We start from the raw sequence: 18,433 nt of genomic DNA on the forward strand, positions 1-18,433 counted from the left end.
TGTAGAAGATTTCGTTCAGGGGAAGGAGAGAGGAAATCATGAGAATCGTGGTGGCCCCTAACGGGGAAGGGGATTTCCCGACGGTTCAGGCAGCGGTCGATGCGGCTCCTTCAGGAAGCAGGGAGCCGGTCGTCATCGATATCAAGAACGGAGTGTACGAGGAGAAGCTGACCGTTCCCAAGGAGAAATGCCGGCTGCATTTCATCGGCGAGAGCCGGGACGGAGTCGTGCTGACCTATTCGGATCGTGCTAAGACGATCGGAACGGACGGAGAGCCGCTCGGCACGTTCCGCAGCGCCAGCGCTTTTTTTCACGGCGACGATTTTACCGCTGAACGGCTGACGATTCGCAACGGCTCAGGACAAGGAGCCGGGCAGGCGGTGGCTGCATTCGTAACGGGAGACCGAGCCGTATTTCGCGAGGTGACGTTCCTCGGCTTTCAAGATACGCTGTATACGGGAGAAAGCAGGCAGTACTACGAGTCATGCCGTATCGAGGGGGATGTCGACTTTATTTTCGGACCCGCCAGCGCCGTATTTTCCCATTGCGAAATTCATTGCAAGCGCAAGGGAGGCTACTTGACGGCGGCCTCGACGCCCGAGCATCAAGAACACGGCTATGTGTTTCTCGACTGTAAAGTAACGTCGGACCCGGGAGCCTCCGACGTATATCTCGGCAGGCCGTGGCGGCCGCATGCCCGCGTCGTCTGGATTCGCACGGAGATGGACGGATCGATTAAGCCGGAAGGCTGGCATAACTGGAATGATCCGGCGCGAGAGCGCACATCCCGTTATGGCGAATATGCCTCGCGCGGAGATGGAGCGAACCCTGAAGCGAGGGTCGGCTGGTCCGGTCGGCTTACGGAGGAAGAGGCGCGCGAATGTACGGCGGAGAAGGTGCTCGGCGGGCCGGACGGCTGGAATCCGGCGGCAGCCTCTCCGCACGCTTAGGCATCCGGGTCGGCAGACAAACAGCCCAAGTCAAGCCGCCGCATGTTCCATATTGCGGGCGGGCTTGCGCTTGGACTGCTGCATCGCATCGCTGCTTGGATAAGTCTTAATTAAATAGAAATAGACGGATTAGGCTTCGCCGGCTGCCGTGCGCCAAGCTTCCTCGGCCAGCCGCTTAAATACAAGCGCTTGCTGCCAGCGGTCGGATATTTCGGCGCGGCCGCAGGAGTAGCCGTCGGAGGTAATCGCATAACCCGGAGGGCCGAGCTCGCTGACGAACGGCAGCACGTCGCCGGGCTGCGCTTCCTGAAGCCAGTAAGCGATTCCTTTGGACCACCATCTGAGATAATGCTCGACCATGCCATGCTCTCCGTTCGGTCCGATATCGACTTGAACCTGCTCCCCGTTGGACACCCGTCCGTGCAGGGCGGATGTGCGGCGCAGCAGCGTATCGAGCAGCGGCTCCGCTTTTTCGATGATGCCGCTATGGGTCATCTCTCCCGCCACGACATAGTGCGAGAAATCGATAGTAAGCCGCAGGCCGGGGATAGCGTTTACATAATCGGCCGTCCGGTGCAGGTCCTGCGTGACGCGGGCCCGGTGCGTCTCTACCATGAACGGGACGCCGTGGACGGCGGCTTCTTCCGTCAAGCTCTGCAGCAAGCGGATCGCTTCGTCCCCGATGACAAAGGAGTCCATCACCTGAGCGTTGACATACTGCGCGCCGAATTGCTTGGCGTCCCGAAGCACCGGCGTGAGATCTTCCCTTCGGTATGGGAAAGCATGCGTGCCGAAGCTGAGGTTGTATTCCTCAAGCAGGCGATGCCAGCGATCCTGCTCTTCAGGGGCCGGAATTCCGCTCAATATGCCGGTAAAGCCGGCTTCAGCAATCTTCTCGAACTTCTCCTCCACGGTCCATTCCCGTTCGCCGTTTCCGACGCCGTTCATAGCCCACCAGGATTGCTGGATGTCCAGCCGCGGCTTGCGGCCCGAACCGTCGTTGATCTTATGCGCTTGTGCCATAGCGTGTTCTCGTAGGCCTCCTTCGATTCAGCGAATTTGGTTTTGTTTGCGTTTGTATTATTATACAAAAGAAATCGGACGCTGGGTATCCTTCTTTTTCCAAAAATATCTTTGCTGCGGGAGCTGATCAAGCTAGTGCGATCGGCGATCTTGTTGTACAATATTAGTCATTGGAATTCGTTGCCGGGCATACTGCCGGAAAATTCGAATCAAGCGCGCAGCGCGCGGGAAGCGGGCCTAGCCGCTTGTCCGATGTTGGATGATAACGAGAAATGAATGAGGGATCACGATGCTTGTAGCCCAAAGATGGCAAAAAATCGTACAGCTCGTCAACGAACGGGGCAGTATCCGCGTGACGGAGCTTAGTGCAATATGCGAGGTGACGGAGGAGACGATCCGCCGCGACTTGGATAAGCTGGAAAGCGAGGGAAAGCTGCTGCGCAGCCATGGCGGGGCGGTCAGCATTCCTTCCTCCCAGGCGGAAACGCCGTATATCGAGCGGGAAACGACCAATGCGGACGAGAAGCGGAGGATTGCCCAAGCGGCGGTCGGCCATGTTAACGAGCATGACCGGATTATTCTCGACGCCAGCTCTACCGCATGGTATATGGCCCAGCATTTGCCGGACATTCCGCTGACGGTGCTGACCAATTCAATCAAGGTAGCGATCGAGCTGAGCACGAAAGAAAAGGTGAAGGTCATCTCGACCGGAGGACTGCTTTCTCCCCGGTCGTTATCCTATGTGGGCCCGCTGGCCGAGCGGTCTCTGAGCACCTATCACGTCGACAAGGCGTTCATATCCTGTAAGGGGCTGCATCTGCGGCGGGGGCTCAGCGAGTTCAACGAGCTGCAGGCGCTGATCAAGCAAAAGATGATCGGCATCGCCGATACGATCTACGTGCTTGCGGATTACAGCAAATTCGGCCTGCAATCGCTGGCCCATGTCGCTTCGTGGGAGCAGATTCAGCATGTGATTACCGATGAGAAAACCGATGCCGATACGATTAGGCAGCTGACGGAATTGTCCGTTAACGTGCATCAAATTCCGGCCTGCGTTTAGCGCGATCCGCGAGCGCCCTTCTGTTTGTCCGACGGCAAACGGGAGGGCTTTTTCTTTTCGCATAACGGTTACATAATATGGTAAAATGAGAGCGGGTACAATAACAGAAGCGGTGAGGAACGAAAAATGAGAGCATCTGTGGACATCGTTAAAGTTTGGAGACAGTTCGATCATCATCCGATGGAGACGTTGACGAAGGCATGGCACATTTCTCAAGGCGCCCCCGGCAGGCAGCGGACCGTTCAAATGATGGAAGAGCACCGGCGGCAGTTCGGCACGTCCGGCAACTGCTTTGATTTGGCGCTGTGGCTTATGCACGAATTTGGCAAGAACGGCATCGAGTCTTATCCAATCGGTCATCATTTGCATACGCCCCGAGCGCATGTCGCGGTGATCGCAGTGGGCGAGCGAGGGCAAACATATTTTTGCGATTTGGGTGATCAATGGATCGAGCCGATATTGATTGACGCCTCATGCGAAGATTTTACCCAGGATGAGCTGGACGGATTTGTCACAGGCGGGAGGATAAAAGCAGAGCTGCCCGCAGGGCGGAATGAAGCGAAGTTCACCTACATACGCCCGAACGGCAAAATCAGCGAGCAGACATTTTCCTTGGAGCCTATCGAGATGAACGAATTTATAGCCGCCGCTAATACCTCTCAATCCTTGCTCCGATATCCTTTGGTCGAAATGCGTTTTACCGAGCATAACGAAGTGCGGCATTGGGAGTTCGACCGCTGGAACAGCTTTGTGAGCTGCAGCGAAGGGCTGATCCGGGAAAGCAAGCTGGAGATGGAGGAAACTGGAGAGTGGGCCCGGCGTATTCATCAGCGGACCGGTATGCATACGGATGTGATTATTCGGGCGCTGAATACTTATGTCGCGGTGATGCCGGGCGCAGCGGTTGAAAATGGAACGGATTAGGTATATTCTGACTTATAATCCCGACACGGAGGACTTGAAGATGAGAAAAGAAATCATGATAGCCTGGCTGGAGGAGAAAATTCAGCAAATTAAAGATACGCCCGTGAGCGTAGTCGATACGAAGGAGAAGCAGCATTATTTGCTCGGCAGTCTGAAGACGCTGGAATTGATGAAAGAACAGATCGAGGAAGGCAAATTCGACGTAGGCGAATGAGGACAACGCAGGGAGGAGACTGTTATGAAAGCTATTTATCCGGGATCGTTCGATCCGTTTACTCTCGGCCATCTGAATATATTGGAACGGGCGGCAAGATTGTTCGACCATATCGACGTCGTAGTTGCGAGCAACCGCTCGAAAAATTATATGTTTTCGGCGGAAGAGAGGTATGAGATCATCCGCTTGTCTACGGACCATCTGCAGCAGTCGCTGAGCGTCGTGCAGTATCCGGGAATTATTGCGGATTACATCCAGGAAAATCACATCGACGCCATTATCCGCGGCATTCGCGGGTCGACGGACCTCGATTACGAGATTAAGCTGGAGCAGTACAACCGGAAGGCGTGCTTGGCCGAAACGGTATATTTGACTCCGACCACCAAGCATTTGAACACCAGCAGCACGTTGGTCAAAATGTTCCTGCAGAGCAAAAAGCTCGATCTGGCGGCCGAATATTTGACCGATAACGCGCATGCATATATCGGATCTTTGCTGCGCGCCAAGTAAGCGGGGGGAGGATCGATCTTGAGGACATCGATATGTCGGACATCAGTACGGTTCAGCGTCCGGTATTCGAAAATTTGCGTAATCATTCGGAGACAATCCTGCGGACCTAACGCTCGGCGCTTTGCCGACGTTTTGTTAAGGGGGGACAGGGATGAAACGGAAGATTGCCAACCGTCCCGGCTGGGGGCGCGTTGTCCGGAAGCGGTACGAGCAGAGCTATGTCGATGACGGCATATTTCGCGGATACATTGCGATTCTGCGGCTGGACGAGGTGCGGGAGCCGCTGCGCGTCACTTACGGAGAGAGCGATACCGTCTGCATTGCCGACGACGGATACGCTTGGCTGATGCTGTTCCCTGCCGATGCCAACTACAGCTTAACGGTCATGGCAGATGCGGGAGGCCGCGTCGTACAGTGGTATTTCGATATTATTCAATCGATGGAGCTCAATAGCGAAGGCATCCCGGTGATTTACGATTGGTATCTCGATCTGGTGCTGCTCCCGAATCGGGCGCTCTATGTGCTGGATGAAGACGAATGGCGCGAAGCTATGCTCCAAGGAGAGCTTAGCGAAAAGGACGGCGCTGAGGCGGCAGCCGCTTTGAACGATTTGAAGCGCCGCATCGAGTGCGGAGAACATGAATGGGTCGGGCGGACGGAGCATTACTTCGGGCTGTTCGGCACGGAAGCTTAGAACGTTTTTGGCCCGGGACAGCGGGCTTGATTAGAGTCGAATCCCCTTGCGGTGCACAGGCAAAAAGTTCCGAGAACGACGGACTTTGCCGCTGCCGGCCGAAGGGGATTTTTTGGCGTTCCCTAAAAAAGAAATCAAGCTTCGTACAAGACTTGTCCGGTCAACGTCAGATCATAGCCGGAAATCGTGCGCAGCTCTTTGTGAAAAGCCTCCGATTGCAGGATACGCAGCACGGCGTCGATCCATGCCCGGTTGTCGGGCTTGCGGATCATGACAAGATCGTACCGCTCTTGAATGAGCGGAATGAAGTCGATCCCTCCGACGATAGCGGCCGCCTTCTCGATCCCGACCCCTACATCGGCATCGCCTGCGGCGACTCTGCCCGCTACCGCCATATGGCTAAGCTCCTCTTCGGCGTATCCGTCCAGCGCAGCCTGCGAAATGCCGTGAAGGCGCAGCTGCTCGTCCAGCAGGACGCGGGCTCCCGCTCCCTTCTCCCGGTTGACGAGCCGCAGCTTCGGCCGCTGCAGATCGCTCCAATGCTGCAGATCGAGCGGGTTGCCCCGCTGAACATAAAAGCCTGCGCGTCTAGACACTAGATTGACGACGATATAGGGCGAGCCGACGAGCAGCTTGCGGATATAAGGAATGTTGTACTCTCCGGTATCTCCGTCGAGCAGATGGGTGCTCACAATATCCGACTCGCCCCGGTACATCGAGATCAGGCTGTCCAGACTGCCTACATAGGAGCGTAGAGGTCTCACTCCGGGAATTTGCTTCTCCATATGCTTGGCGAGCAGGTCGAGGCTAATATCTTGGCCTGTAATGACAAGGGGGCGGCCTCCGCCGGCCCATGGAGCGGGTGCCGACGAGACGGAGGCATTCGCCGCCGCAGACTGTCCTTGTCCGGATACAGGAACGGTTTTGGCCCGCTGCTTGTAGGCTTCGAGATCGGCGGCTTCGACGCGCATTTGCTTGCCCACCCGATAAGAAGGCAGTTCTCCTTTTTTAATCAGGTCGTAGACGGTTAATTTGGATATTTTTAACAATTTGGCGATTTCTTCGGTCGTATAGGATATGTCGCTGGTCATGAGATTCCTCCTTGCATGAATTAACCCGATCGCCTCGGCTGCAATCTATTGTAACATAAATGACCTTTTTGTTATCGGTCAACGGTTTACATGTGCCTCAGCAAACAAGTATAATGAGTATTGTTTTTCATTAGATATATCTAAATATAACAAAGGGTGAGAGAAATATGTGGGGTAAAGTTAAAAGTAGTATGGTTTTGTCTGTCGTCGTCGGTTTGGCCTTGACGTTCTCGGGATGCGGAACCAAGCAAGAGCCTGCTGCAGGCGGAAACGCCGCGGCTCCTTCGCAAGTCAGCCAAACGAGCCCGACTCCGGCCGAGAAGGTGGAACTGACGATCTCCGCGGCGGCCAGCCTGACGGACGCGCTCAAAGAAGTGCAGGGCAAATATGAAGCGGCGCATGCCAATATCAAATTAAACTTTAATTTCGGAGCGTCGGGCTCGCTGCAGCAGCAAATCGAGCAGGGAGCTCCTGCGGATTTGTTCTTGTCCGCCGCAACGAAAAATATGAAGGCGCTGGTCGACAAGCAGCTCATCGACTCCGCGAAGCAGAACAATCTGCTGACCAATGAGCTTGTCGCGGTCGTTCCGGCCGACGGGAAGGTCGCTGTCTCCAAAGAGGCGGACTTGACGAAGCCCGAGGTGAAGAAGATCGCTATCGGAATTCCGGAGAGCGTACCTGCAGGCAGCTACGCACAGGAAGCATTGACGAACGCCAAGCTCTGGGAGGGCCTGCAGTCCAAAACCGTACAGGGCAAAGACGTTAGACAAGTGCTGCAGTACGTAGAAACCGGCAATGCCGATGCCGGATTCGTCTATAAGACGGATGCGCTCACCTCATCTAAGGTGAAGATCGCCTTTGCCGTCGATCCGAAGACGTACACGGCGGTCGAGTACCCGATCGGCATCGTTAAGGCGACCAAGCACGGCAAAGAGAGCGAAGACTTCTACACCTATTTACAGTCGAAGGACGCGTTAGATATTTTTGCCAAATACGGTTTTACGCCCGCCGCTTCCAAGTAAGCGGTGGAGCTTATGAATGCGAGCGAGTTTTGGGCGCCGATCAAGCTGTCCTTGCAGGTGGCGCTGCTATCCAGCGTGATCGTTACCGTTATTGGCATTGCCGCGGCCTGGTGGATGTCCAGAAGATCGTTTAGAGGAAAACTGGTACTGGAAACCGGCTTTATGCTGCCGCTTGTGCTGCCTCCGACGGTCGTCGGCTTCCTGCTTCTGGTGCTGCTCGGCCGCAAAAGCTGGCTTGGGCAGCTCATCGAATGGCTGTTTGCCGCGCCGATTATTTTCTCCTGGTGGGCTGCCGTCGTTGCAGCGGTCGTCGTCGCTTTTCCGCTCGTCTACCAGACGATGAAGGTGGGCTTTGCCTCGGTCAGCCGGGATTTGGAAGATGCCGGCCGCTCGATAGGAGCGAGCGAATGGCAGGTGTTCCGCTATATAACGCTGCCGATGACGCTTCCTTCCCTGATGACGGCCTACATTCTCGGCTTTGCCCGGGCGCTCGGCGAATTCGGGGCTACGCTGATGATAGCGGGCAACATTCCCGGCAAGACGCAGACGATCCCTACGGCGATTTATGTGGCCGTGGACGCCGGCAATAACCCGATGGCCTGGTCCTGGACCGTCACGATGATCGCCATCTCTTTCCTGATGCTGCTGCTGACGGGACGCAAGCCTGCGTAAATAGCCGCAGCCATCGCTTACGGGACACCCATGGGCCGGATAAGCCGCTGCCCGTCCATAAATAACCCCGGAACCGATGAGGTTCCGGGGTTTGTCGTTGTCATGACGCAGCCAATGAGCAACCGATAATGGAGAATATGAGATGCAGTCTCCTTTGGTGCGGGCCACGGTCGATTAGGAAGCGGCCGCGTCAAGAGGATAGGCGTTGCCGAAGCGGAATTCGCGCTTGATACGGGCACGCTTAGACGCGTCTCACCCGGGCGGAGCGTTCGAGCTCTTCGCCGCTCAGCGCGGCGAGCTCGTCGAGGAAGCGTACGGCGAAGCTGCCCGGAGCAGGGCGTTCGCCTGCGGCCCGCTCGGCGGCGACGCTGTAGCCGGCCAGCGCGGCGACCGCGCCTTCAAGGAGCGGGCGCGAGGCTCCTGCGGCTGCGGCGGCGAACGCGCCGATCACGCTGGTGAGCAGGCATCCCGTGCCTGTCACGCGCGTCAAGATCGGGTGGCCGCCGGCCACCGCGTAGGTGACTTCGCCGTCGCTGGCCATGTCCTCTTCGCCGGTGACGACGACGATGCAGCCGAGCTGCTGCGCCGCCCGCTTCGCCAACGCGGCCGCATCGCCTCCGTCGGCTCCGGCGTCGACGCCCTTGATGGCGCGGCTCTCGCCGACGACGTTGGCCACCTCCGCGGCGTTGCCCCGCAGCACGGCGACCTTCACTTCGCGCAGCAGCCTCCGCGACGTTTCGGTCCGGTACGCGGTCGCCCCGGCGCCGACCGGATCGAAAATAACCGGAACGCCGTGCTCGTTGGCCGATTGGCCGGCGATAATCATCGCCTCTACCTCTTCGGCGGTCAGCGTTCCGATGTTCAGAACCAGAGCTCCGGCGATAGCCGCCATATCCGCGACTTCCTCCTTCGCATAGGCCATGACGGGCGAGGCTCCAAGCGCCAGCAGCCCGTTGGCCGTGAAGTTGGTCACCACTACGTTGGTAATATTATGAACGAGCGGCTTCATTTCCTTGACTTGCCGCCATAAGGCGGCGATAGCTTTATTGTCCATTATATTTTCATCCATCCTTCGTTCTTTATTGTGCTTTATAGCATAGAGCGTCTTTCTGCTAATCATAAACCAACCGGGGAAGCTTGCCAACCCGCGAAAGCGGCGGTTAACAGCCGTTCTTGCGCACTCCGGAGAAGGACCGTGCCGGTTTCATTGGTGTTCGCAGCATCCTGTGCTATAATCAACAAATCGACTTAGTAGGATATCAGGAGGAAAAGAATGCTTACTTTTGAACAAAAACTGGCCGTAGTCGAATCGTTTCCGGAGCTGCAGCGCAAGGACGTTTCGTTGGGGCGGGTCAATTTTCAGTATGAAGACAGCGCCTACGACCGCAAAAACGTCGTCTACCATCTGCATAAAAACGGCAATGGCTTCGTTTACGCCGGTCATCTGAAGGGATATGCGACCGATGAGAAGGGGCTTGTCAATATCCGCGATTTCTCCGAAGAGGAGCTGCGCGGCTTGCTGACGGCTTCCATCCGCTCGCTGTCGCCGAGTACGCCGCAGAATGCGAAGCGATCTTCCTCTGAACCGGCCGAAGGCGGCGAAGAGCTGTGGATCGGCCCGGAAAACCACACGCTGCGGTTGTATTACGAAGACGAGCTGTGGTATTTATACGATCGGCACAACCTGGAATCGGCCTTCGAAACCTATGAGGAAGCCGAGGAGTATCTTCGTGAGGAAGGGTTTGCACGAAGCGGCAGCTAGCTTTGGGCGCAGGTCTGGCATGCAGAAAGCCGCGAATGAAACAAAACTTCATAGTGTTGCTCGTAAAACCGTTCATAATTAGAACGGTTTTTTTGCATTAATTCTGGAATCCTCGCGAAAAAAGAGCGGAGGGGCCATTTGGATCTGGAAAAGCGTCAGCGTCCGCCTTTGAAATTGGAGCGTTGCGAACTTGTCATGTTCATCGCCGTATTTAGGGCTGAAGAAAATGGTATTTTGTGGTAGCATATAAATAGTCATATATGTTTGGAAGATGGCTGAAGGAGGCGGAGGAATGTTAAGGTTTAGCAAGGAACTCCCGACCGACAAGCCTGTGGCCGGCGTGCACTGCGTGCCGATGACGGACGACGGCAATCTGCTGATGGTATGGGACCGGCAAGAACGCAGACTGACCACGGTCGGAGGAAGACTGGAAGGGAACGAATCCGTTCAGGAGGCGTTGGACCGCGAGGCGATGGAAGAGGCGGGCGTTGTTCTGACGCGGCGGAGAATCCCTTTTGCCCATTGGTATTGGAACGAGACGGAGACGTATACGGTATTTTTTCTGGCTTTTATCGAGCGCTTTCATGAAATGCCGGAAGGATTCGAAAAGACCGGATATGTCATCATGAACTTTCCTACCGCGCTTGAAATGATCGAGAGGCTGGAAGGTCCGGGGGAGCGTGCTCAAATTATAGCGAAGGCCAGGGAAGTGATGGAATCGGCTAAGTTTGCGGGATAAGGAGCGTGTACGATGATTATTCGTGAAACAGAAGAAGCTTTTATATTGATTGCCCAGCATGAACATGCCAGATTATCGGGCCAAATCGCCGGGCACTTGGGAGCGGATCTATTTGGGGACGAATCGTTAAGAGAGGATGTGCTGCTTGCCGTCTACGAACATGACCGCAGCTGGATTCGGCTGGATGACGCGCCTATCTGGAACGACCGGGCCGAAAGTCCGTTTTCTTTTACGGATTATCCGCTGCTTCCCAAGCTGCTGTGCTACCGGGTCGGGCTCGACGAAATAGAACGAATGAGTGCATACGCCGCCTTGCTGTGCAGCAAGCATTTCGCGTCCTTCCAAGATTTGCGCCAGTCGAAACGGCAGGCATGCATCGATTTTTGCCGTGAAGAAGCGCTGCGCCAAGAGCGTATCTTGAACTCGCTTAGCTGCGATGAAGCGCAGGCGGAGAAGCATTTTCGCTTGCTGCAGCTGTGCGACGATCTTTCGCTGTATGTCTGTATGAACGAACCGGGAGCGGACAAGGAGCATGAGCATCCGTGGTTTCGCTTCGGATTCAAGCTGTCTGAGGCGCTCGGGCTCGGCGATAAGCTGATGGCCGAGGGGGCGGATGGGGAACGGATTGCGTTAACTCCCTTCCCGCTGGAGCGGGCCTGCACCGTCTCGCTGAAGTATAAGCGTGTGGCCAAGGAGCTTGCCGGCCGGCTCGGAATCGATCAGGCCTATAAGGAATCGGCGTGGCTCACGCAGGAAGCGACGTTTGCGGGGCATTCCTAAAAGGGTGGTGAAAAAGTCCGCTGCGGCGTCCATTTGATCCTCCAATCGCTGTTGAAAACGGATTCTTTGGATTGTTTTTTCGTTTTTCTGTGGAGAGAATCCGTGTTCAAAGGCGAACGCTTACGCTTTTCCAGATTCAAATGGCCCCTCCGCTCGGTTTTCACCGGACTTCTAAACGGCGTCTTATTGCAGGAGACATATCGGCAAATCAAATCTATTTGCAAACGGGAGGATATTACAGATGACCTATCATATTCGCGTTAGACCTACGGCCCTGATTATTCAGAACGGCAGCATTTTACTTATTGAATATACGGACGAGCACGGCGTGCACTACAACCTTCCGGGGGGAGGAGCCGAGCCTGGAGAAACGCTCGCCGAAGGGGCGGCCAGAGAAGTGCTGGAGGAGACCTGTGCGGAGGCGGAAGTCGGGCCGATCGCCTTCGTGTACGAGATGGCGCCGCACCGGCAGTCGGGCGATCACCCGAATTCGCCTCACAACTTATCGATTATTTTCGAATGCACCTTGAAGGAAGGCTCCGTGCCCCGCTTGCCGGATCAGCCGGACCCTAAGCAAAGCGCCGTCAAGTGGATTCCGTTATCGGAGCTGGACTCCATCGTCCTGTATCCGAACATTAGCGGGCATATTCGACGGTTTGTGAACCGCCGAGCGACGATGGAGCTGATCGAAGATCATGAGCTGGACAGTTACGCCCAAACGAAATGATACCGGTACGAACGGAGGATGTGCGGATTGAACCGTTTTATGATCGGCCAGTACGGCCGCTTTGACTATAACAAGTTCCGCCGGGACTTTAAGCCCGGATTTTACGGAATCGAAGCCTGTTTGTTCGAGCGGGAGGAGGATGCCGAGCATTTGCTGAAGGAAGCGGGAGATCACGGGTTTCGGATCGGCATTCATTTTCCGCTGCGCGCGGGACGGTATAAGCATAGGGACGCGCTTCTCTTGTCCGATGACAAAGGGACGCGGGAAGCGGCCTATGCGGACGTCGAACAGGAGCTGAGCTATTTGCGACGGCTCCGTCCCGATTATGTGCTCTTTCATTATCCGAAGCCCGTCATTATGGATGACAGGGTCGATTGGACCTTGTGGCGGTTCTCCGACCGGAGCGAATATGCATGGGAGAGCGAGTACTCGCTGGAGACTCTGCGGGAGGGGAGCGAGCAGCTGTTCGAATGGCTGGACCGAAAAAGCCGGGAATATGATTTTACGCCTGTGCTGGAACTGGACGGTTTGAACCGATACCTTTACGGGACGGATCTGCTCGAATCCTTGCTGTGCCGATACCCCGGCATCCGGTTGTGTCTGGACACCGGCAGGCTGTATTTGCAGGAGAGGGTCGATCCTTATTTCGACGCCAAGGCGGTTCTGGAAGCTTACGCGCCATACGCTAAGCTCATTCACTTGAGCAACACGAACATCGCGGAGGGCCGGGTCAGGTTCAACCATTATCCGGTGCATCCCGCTCAGAAGCCGGAGGAAGGATGGGCCCCGATGGAGGACTACCTGCGGATTATCGCAGCGCGAAACCCCGCCGTGCAAATTTTGTTCGAGCATAATTCGGCTTTAATAAGCGATGAAGAGCTGGCTCAGTGCTATGAATGGGTCTGCGAGTTGATGAACGGGATAAGCTCATGAAAGCGCGAAGAATCGCCGCCGCCGTCATCGTGCTGTTATTCATCGCTGCCGCTTTCTTGGAGGAGTATAAGGCATCGTTTCCGCGCGTGTCGGACGCCGTCGCATTCGATAAGGATGTAAGCGAAAGCTTGCGGGTTCAGGGGCAGGAGCTTATTCCCGTCTACGAAATCGGCTCGGAGGCGTTTTATTTCGGCGTCAATAAGGAACTGGCTCTGGTAGGCATTCATGCGGTGAAAGGGCTGTTTGGCTGGAAGGTCAAGTCCCGCACGACAGGGACCGGTTTCGGCCTTAAAGAGCCTTGGCAGAAGCCTCTCAGGGGTGGGAGCAACGAAAATAATATCGTGTTCTTCGGGCTGGCCGACGCAACGGCCGCCGACGCCGTGCTTGTCAACGGGGAGCGCGCCGCGATGGTTCGGCTTGATGCGTATTTGGATCGGCCGGAAGCGAAGGGGCTTGCGGTATGGTACGTGAAGCTGAAGGAAAAGGCCGATCGGCCTGTTATCGAAGCGGTCGATCGAGAGGGCAACGTCGTATATAAATTGTAATTGGCGCCGATCATCGTAGTAAAAGAAATCATTGCTATGAACGGAGGACAGGATAATGACTCACCATTCTTTGCTTAACTCGCCCGAGGCGCTTCAACTGCTGGAGCGAATACGCGCCGTCTGTATGGAATTTCCGGAGGTGGCCGAGAAGATCGACGCTTTCGGCCATACTTCCTTTCGCGTGAGCGATAAGCCGTTCGTCATGATGGGACAAAAGGAAGGGCTGCCCACGCTGGCGATCAAGAGCACCCCCGCGTTTCAGGACATTTTGCTCCGGCAGGAAGGGACGAATTATTTCAAAACGCCTTATATCGGGCATCACGGCTGGGTATCCGTACAAAATATAGAGCGGATCGATTGGGAGGAAACGAAGCAATTGATCGAAGAAGGATTTTACCGTACGGCTCCGAAACGGCTGGCGAAGCAGCTGCGGGGCCAATGAATCCAAGATGGCTGGAATGGGCGGGCAAGCCGGTGCGGGCGGATGTTTATTTGGGCATGGGAGCGATTCTGGCGATTGCCGTGAGCTATCTGTATGCAAATTCGCTCTGGTTTACTTTTCGTTTTCTCGGCATGGAGGAAGGCTCGCAATGGGGTGCCGTGCGGCTGTGGTCGTGTGCATCGTCGCTGCTTGGCTGCAGCCTTCTGGCGGTTATGCTGTGCAGCTATAGAAGCGTGGTGAAAAAAGAGCGGAGGGGCCATTTGAATCTGGAAAAGCGTAAGCGTTCGCCTTTGAAAACGGATTCTCTCCACAGAAAAACGAAAAAACAATCCAAAGAATCCGTTTTCAACAGCGATTGGAGGATCAAATGGACGCCGCAGCGGACTTTTTCACCACTCTTATAGGATCGCAGGAGAAAGGCTCTATCCTGCGGCCCGGATGATAGCTTCCTTATTAGCGGTCATCCAACTGCCGCCGATAGCGTTATGGCTGTTGTTCGGATTGCTCGGTTCCGTGACGGAAGGAGCGTTGGGAGCGATAAGCCATGGGGCGGTTTTGTTATTGCTGCTCAAAGCATTGTTTCATAGCACAAAAATTAATTGATGGAAACGGCAAGCTATGGATAAATTTGCTTAATATTTGGAGGCCAAAGCGATGAAAATCACCAATATTATACCCGAACAAGCCGCCCAGTTTCGCGAGCTGAGGCTTCAAGCGCTCCGCAGCTATCCGGAGGCGTTCTCGGCGAGCTATGAGACATTCGCCCGGCAGTCGCTGGACGCGGTGAAGGAGCGAATTCAAACCTTGGACGATAACTTCGTGCTGGGAGCGTTTGACGGCGAACGGCTTGCCGGGATGGCCGGCTTCGTGAGGGAAGCCTCTCCGAAGCTGAGGCATAAGGGAAATATATGGGGCATGTACGTCGATTCGGCTTACAGAGGGCAAAGGGTCGCCTTCCAATTATTGGAGGAGCTGATTCGAAGAGCCGGTATGCTGGAGGGGCTGCGGCAAATTCTGCTTGGAGTGACCGCATCCAACACCGCCGCCCGGAAGCTGTATGACCGCATGGGCTTTACCGTATACGGAGTCGAGCCCGCTGCGCTGCAATATAACGATATGTATTACGACATGGAATTGATGGTGCTGCATCTGCCGAAAAAAGAAGAGAGGCTGAGCTGATGGAGACACGGACTGCCGAATGGGATTGGAAGAAAACGCTGTTCGTATCGGATTTGGACGGTACGCTGTTAAACGACCGGCAGCAAATCAGCGAATCGTCGCTGGAAGCGCTGAATCGGCTTATTCGGGAAGGGCTCCAATTTACGATTGCAACGGCACGTTCCATCGATTCGGTCAAACATATATTGGAGGGCTTGCAGCTGCAGCTTCCGGTCGTTCTGATGAACGGCGTCTTCATCTACGATTGGCGGCAAAGGAAAACGATTAGGAGTAATTACTTGCCTTCCGAGGTTGGAGAGGGCATTGTTCGTACATATATAGAGCACGGATTGAATCCGATTGTGTACACGGTGGATTCTGGAGGGTCGCCTCATGTTTATTACAGAGGAATGTTTAACGAGAGCGAACGGCTTTACATAGAAGGCCGGCTAAGCCAAGGCGATTCGCGCTTTATGCTAATTGACGATTACGAGGATTGCCTGCGGGAGCATATCGTCAGCGTGAACGCCATCGATACGCCGGGCAGGCTGGAGGCCGCCTATCGGCGCTATGCTTCTGAAGTGGCGTGTCAGTGTCATTTCGGACCGGATATTTACGCCCCGGATTATCATTGGCTGGAGATCGCCAGTTGCCGCGCGACGAAGAAAGAAGCGGTATTATATGTAAAGAACATGCAGCGCATGGAAAAACTTGTCTGTTTCGGGGATAATCTCAACGATTTGTCTATGTTCGAAGCGGCCGATGCGGGGGTTGCGGTGAGCAATTCCCACGAGCGGCTTCGGGAGCGGGCGACGCATCATATCGAAAGCAATAACGAGGACGCCGTTGCCCGCTTTCTGGCAAGTACCCGAAGCGGCTGATCCCTGGCGGAGCCGGCGAACCCCGAAATTTACAAATGGCATAAAAGAACAAATCCCCCAAAAGTGACGTGATGCTCTGAAGCTTATTCCGTCCGCATCCAGCCTAAGCTGGATCGGCGTCTAACCATTCCTCTGGGATCGTTCTATGGGTAGACATTACTTTCGGGGGAGCCCCCCGGATATCCACAGGATATGGCTGCGCATCTTTTCCTAAACAATCAAAAAAACCGCCCTTTAGGCGGTTTCAATAAGTTCGGTTAAAAATATGCTCGTTTTGATGATCGAACCGTTCTTTTCGAGTTGTACATAAATCCATTCGGTTTGCTTGTCGATGACAATTCCCTTGCCTTCCCGCGTTAGAACTCTCGTTTTGTTCAATAACACAGGGAACGGATAATGTGCTGACTGACTCCTGAGAACTTTCTTCGGCATCGCTATAACTTCCTTTTTCATTGGTTTTTAGATTATTGTAACATTTCTTTTTAGCAGATTCTGTTGAAAAAGTCACAAAATCTGAAAAAAATGCAAATTTTTTTGCAGCGGCTATCGGAATGAAACGAAGCATAGGCTAATACAAGGCATCTTTTTCACCACACTTTTTTAGCGATGCTCCCATTAAAGAGACAAGGACGGGGATAGGATGACGCGCGTAGGCTTGATTCGGCACGGGGTTACTTATTGGAATAAGGAAGGACGAACACAAGGCCATTCTCATAACGAATTGGATGAAGAAGGCATCGCTCAGGCGCACCTGCTTGCGGAGCGCTTGAGCGGGGAGGATTGGACGGTCATCGTCTCCAGCGATCTGCGCAGGGCGAGGCAAACGGCTGAGATCATCAGCGGCAGGCTGGGGATTGCGATAGCGGGGTTGGACGAACGTCTCCGCGAGCTGGGACGGGGACAGGTTGAAGGCTACACGGAAGAAGAACGGGTGGAGCGCTGGGGAGCCGGTTGGAGGCAGATGAACCTGGGGCTGGAGAGCGGAGCGGCAGGGGGAGAGCGCGGCAGCTGCTGCATAAGGGAGCTTGCGCGTAAATATGCGGGAGAGAAGATTTTGGTTGTCAGTCACGGAGCGGTGTTGAGACACAGCCTGAACAGGCTGATCTCCGGCCTTCCTACAGGAGATCCGCTGAATAATACGTCCCTGACCATTCTCAAGCAAGCTGAAGGCGATCAATGGGAATGCGAGCTGTATAACTGTACCCGACATTTAAAAGCCTGGTGAAAAAAGAGCGGAGGGGCCATTTGAATCTGGAAAAACGTAAGCGTTCGCCTTTGAAAACGGATTCTCTCCGCAGAAAAACGAAAAACAATCCAAAGAATCCGTTTTCAACAGCGATTGGAGGATCAAATGGACGCCGCAGCGGACTTTTTCACCACCCTTTTAAACGAGTGAAAAAAGTAGAATTTGGCATGTGCATACTTAATAAAAAAGGAGGAACACGATGCGATTCTCAGTCCGATTTGCAAAGCAGCATGATTTTGAGAACGTCGCCGGAGGCGATCAAAGTATCAGCGCGCAGCTGCTTGCCTATAAGCTGGCCAATGAGGAGATCGTGCTGGCGGAAATGAATCGGGAATTGATCGGTTATTTAAGATTGGAGCATTTATGGGGCAAGTCGCCGTATATCGGACTGATTATTGTCCGGCCGGATTGCCAGAAGCAGGGCGTCGGCCGCGGGATGCTGCAATTTCTCGAGGACCGGCTAAGGAGCAAAGGGCAGTCCGCCTTGTACAGCTCCTCGCAGGTTAACGAGAAGGAACCGCAGGAGTGGCACCGGCGGATGGGCTTTCGCGAGTGTGGAATCATCAGCGGGATCAACGAGGGGGACGTCGGCGAATTATTTTTCGTCAAAGCCCTGTAATGCGCTTCTTTCATCATGAATGGAGCGGATGCGCTCTTCGAGGTTGGAGCGAATGGCGGTCAATAGTTCAATCTGTTCGTTCAATTCCCGCAGCTTCTTTTTATATACGGGCAGCACTTCTTCGCAGAAAGCCTCTTTATTTTTCATGACGCAGTGTAAAAAACCGGAAATTTGCGCCGTCGTTAAACCAAGCTTCAAATAAAACCGGATGGTGCGGACTTGTTCGACCGCCAGGTCGTGGTACTCGCGGTACCCGTTATCAAGCCGGCGCGGGGTCAGCAGGCCTTGCTCTTCATAATGGCGCAAAGATCGGACGCTGGCTCCCGTTAACCTGGACAGCTCGCTTATTTTCATGGTCGTGCTCCCTTCGAGGCAAGCTTAAAGAAACTTATACCATAATTATAAACCTTAACATTGAGGTTAGGGTTATTTTTTTGCGCT

25 protein-coding genes are annotated in these 18,433 nt (G+C 54.6%); 20 read left to right on the forward strand and 5 right to left on the reverse strand.

What is annotated here, in order from left to right; translation table 11 throughout:
* Positions 1–38: 38 nt before the first annotated feature.
* A complete protein-coding gene (locus SK3146_RS30510) occupies positions 39–950 on the forward strand; it encodes a pectinesterase family protein (protein ID WP_249862315.1) in 912 nt (303 codons plus the stop codon).
* Between the two features lie 129 nt (positions 951–1,079).
* On the opposite strand, the gene SK3146_RS30515 is transcribed toward SK3146_RS30510, so the two are convergent.
* A complete protein-coding gene (locus SK3146_RS30515) occupies positions 1,080–1,973 on the reverse strand; it encodes a sugar phosphate isomerase/epimerase family protein (protein ID WP_249862316.1) in 894 nt (297 codons plus the stop codon).
* A 289-nt stretch (positions 1,974–2,262) separates the two neighbouring features.
* Between SK3146_RS30515 and SK3146_RS30520 the strand changes: the two genes are divergently transcribed.
* From SK3146_RS30520 to SK3146_RS30540, 5 genes are all read left to right on the forward strand, one after another.
* A complete protein-coding gene (locus SK3146_RS30520) occupies positions 2,263–3,033 on the forward strand; it encodes a DeoR/GlpR family DNA-binding transcription regulator (protein WP_249862317.1) in 771 nt (256 codons plus the stop codon).
* Positions 3,034–3,159: 126 nt separating this feature from the next.
* Positions 3,160–3,957, forward strand: coding sequence for a hypothetical protein (locus SK3146_RS30525; protein ID WP_249862318.1), 798 nt, complete (start codon positions 3,160–3,162; stop codon positions 3,955–3,957).
* Positions 3,958–3,997: 40 nt separating this feature from the next.
* Complete coding sequence (locus SK3146_RS30530) at positions 3,998–4,171, forward strand: hypothetical protein (protein WP_249862319.1); 174 nt, start codon at positions 3,998–4,000, stop codon at positions 4,169–4,171.
* 24 nt (positions 4,172–4,195) lie between these two features.
* Positions 4,196–4,681: a pantetheine-phosphate adenylyltransferase gene (gene coaD / locus SK3146_RS30535; RefSeq protein WP_249862320.1), complete on the forward strand. Its 486-nt coding sequence runs from the start codon at positions 4,196–4,198 to the stop codon at positions 4,679–4,681.
* 151 nt (positions 4,682–4,832) lie between these two features.
* A complete protein-coding gene (locus tag SK3146_RS30540) occupies positions 4,833–5,375 on the forward strand; it encodes a DUF402 domain-containing protein (RefSeq protein WP_249862321.1) in 543 nt (180 codons plus the stop codon).
* A 134-nt stretch (positions 5,376–5,509) separates the two neighbouring features.
* Here SK3146_RS30540 and SK3146_RS30545 read toward each other — a convergent pair whose 3' ends face one another.
* Positions 5,510–6,466: a substrate-binding domain-containing protein gene (locus SK3146_RS30545; protein ID WP_249862322.1), complete on the reverse strand. Its 957-nt coding sequence runs from the start codon at positions 6,464–6,466 to the stop codon at positions 5,510–5,512.
* A 167-nt stretch (positions 6,467–6,633) separates the two neighbouring features.
* Here SK3146_RS30545 and modA point away from each other — a divergent pair, with 167 nt between their 5' ends.
* Both modA and modB read left to right on the forward strand, forming a co-directional pair.
* Entirely contained in the window at positions 6,634–7,488 is an 855-nt protein-coding gene (gene modA / locus SK3146_RS30550; RefSeq protein WP_249862323.1) for a molybdate ABC transporter substrate-binding protein, read from the forward strand.
* Between the two features lie 12 nt (positions 7,489–7,500).
* A complete protein-coding gene (modB, locus tag SK3146_RS30555) occupies positions 7,501–8,160 on the forward strand; it encodes a molybdate ABC transporter permease subunit (protein WP_249862324.1) in 660 nt (219 codons plus the stop codon).
* Positions 8,161–8,401: 241 nt separating this feature from the next.
* Here the strand turns inward: modB and thiM are convergent, their stop codons facing one another.
* The gene (gene thiM, locus SK3146_RS30560; protein ID WP_249866492.1) at positions 8,402–9,214 is read right to left on the reverse strand and encodes a hydroxyethylthiazole kinase; all 813 of its coding nucleotides are present in this window, start codon (positions 9,212–9,214) and stop codon (positions 8,402–8,404) included.
* 219 nt (positions 9,215–9,433) lie between these two features.
* Between thiM and SK3146_RS30565 the strand changes: the two genes are divergently transcribed.
* From SK3146_RS30565 to SK3146_RS30610, 10 genes are all read left to right on the forward strand, one after another.
* Positions 9,434–9,922, forward strand: coding sequence for a hypothetical protein (locus SK3146_RS30565; RefSeq protein ID WP_249862325.1), 489 nt, complete (start codon positions 9,434–9,436; stop codon positions 9,920–9,922).
* A gap of 292 nt (positions 9,923–10,214) precedes the next feature.
* On the forward strand, positions 10,215–10,661 hold the full coding sequence (locus SK3146_RS30570) for an NUDIX hydrolase (RefSeq protein WP_249862326.1): 447 nt from the start codon (positions 10,215–10,217) through the stop codon (positions 10,659–10,661).
* A 12-nt stretch (positions 10,662–10,673) separates the two neighbouring features.
* A complete protein-coding gene (locus SK3146_RS30575; protein ID WP_249862327.1) occupies positions 10,674–11,441 on the forward strand; it encodes a DUF3891 family protein in 768 nt (255 codons plus the stop codon).
* A gap of 241 nt (positions 11,442–11,682) precedes the next feature.
* Positions 11,683–12,168 carry an NUDIX domain-containing protein gene (locus SK3146_RS30580; protein ID WP_249862328.1) on the forward strand — a complete coding sequence of 162 codons (486 nt, stop codon included), beginning with the start codon at positions 11,683–11,685 and terminating at the stop codon, positions 12,166–12,168.
* Between the two features lie 27 nt (positions 12,169–12,195).
* Positions 12,196–13,101, forward strand: a complete 906-nt coding sequence (locus SK3146_RS30585) for a TIM barrel protein (protein WP_249862329.1) — start codon at positions 12,196–12,198, stop codon at positions 13,099–13,101.
* Positions 13,098–13,646, forward strand: coding sequence for a hypothetical protein (locus SK3146_RS30590; protein ID WP_249862330.1), 549 nt, complete (start codon positions 13,098–13,100; stop codon positions 13,644–13,646). Before SK3146_RS30585 ends, SK3146_RS30590 begins: the two co-directional genes overlap by 4 nt.
* Positions 13,647–13,701: 55 nt before the next feature.
* Positions 13,702–14,088, forward strand: a complete 387-nt coding sequence (locus SK3146_RS30595) for an MmcQ/YjbR family DNA-binding protein (protein ID WP_249862331.1) — start codon at positions 13,702–13,704, stop codon at positions 14,086–14,088.
* Complete coding sequence (locus tag SK3146_RS30600; RefSeq protein WP_249862332.1) at positions 14,085–14,492, forward strand: hypothetical protein; 408 nt, start codon at positions 14,085–14,087, stop codon at positions 14,490–14,492. The genes SK3146_RS30595 and SK3146_RS30600 overlap by 4 nt, the downstream gene beginning before the upstream one ends.
* 250 nt (positions 14,493–14,742) lie before the next feature.
* Positions 14,743–15,267, forward strand: coding sequence for a GNAT family N-acetyltransferase (locus SK3146_RS30605; protein WP_249862333.1), 525 nt, complete (start codon positions 14,743–14,745; stop codon positions 15,265–15,267).
* A complete protein-coding gene (locus tag SK3146_RS30610) occupies positions 15,267–16,127 on the forward strand; it encodes an HAD family hydrolase (protein ID WP_249862334.1) in 861 nt (286 codons plus the stop codon). The genes SK3146_RS30605 and SK3146_RS30610 overlap by 1 nt, the downstream gene beginning before the upstream one ends.
* A 234-nt stretch (positions 16,128–16,361) precedes the next feature.
* Here SK3146_RS30610 and SK3146_RS30615 read toward each other — a convergent pair whose 3' ends face one another.
* Positions 16,362–16,580: a hypothetical protein gene (locus tag SK3146_RS30615; protein WP_249862335.1), complete on the reverse strand. Its 219-nt coding sequence runs from the start codon at positions 16,578–16,580 to the stop codon at positions 16,362–16,364.
* A 187-nt stretch (positions 16,581–16,767) separates the two neighbouring features.
* On the opposite strand from SK3146_RS30615, the gene SK3146_RS30620 reads away from it, so the two are divergent.
* Together SK3146_RS30620 and SK3146_RS30625 are read left to right on the forward strand one after the other, a co-directional pair.
* Positions 16,768–17,352, forward strand: a complete 585-nt coding sequence (locus tag SK3146_RS30620; RefSeq protein WP_249862336.1) for a histidine phosphatase family protein — start codon at positions 16,768–16,770, stop codon at positions 17,350–17,352.
* A gap of 220 nt (positions 17,353–17,572) precedes the next feature.
* Complete coding sequence (locus SK3146_RS30625; RefSeq protein ID WP_249862337.1) at positions 17,573–17,992, forward strand: GNAT family N-acetyltransferase; 420 nt, start codon at positions 17,573–17,575, stop codon at positions 17,990–17,992.
* Here the strand turns inward: SK3146_RS30625 and SK3146_RS30630 are convergent.
* Positions 17,969–18,346 (reverse strand): MerR family transcriptional regulator, encoded by a 378-nt coding sequence (locus SK3146_RS30630; RefSeq protein ID WP_249862338.1) that lies wholly within the window; start codon positions 18,344–18,346, stop codon positions 17,969–17,971. The two genes, SK3146_RS30625 and SK3146_RS30630, sit on opposite strands and share 24 nt — an antisense overlap.
* Positions 18,347–18,433: the final 87 nt, after the last annotated feature.

This window comes from Paenibacillus konkukensis (assembly GCF_023523925.1).
In the GTDB taxonomy this organism is placed as follows: domain Bacteria; phylum Bacillota; class Bacilli; order Paenibacillales; family NBRC-103111; genus Paenibacillus_S; species Paenibacillus_S doosanensis.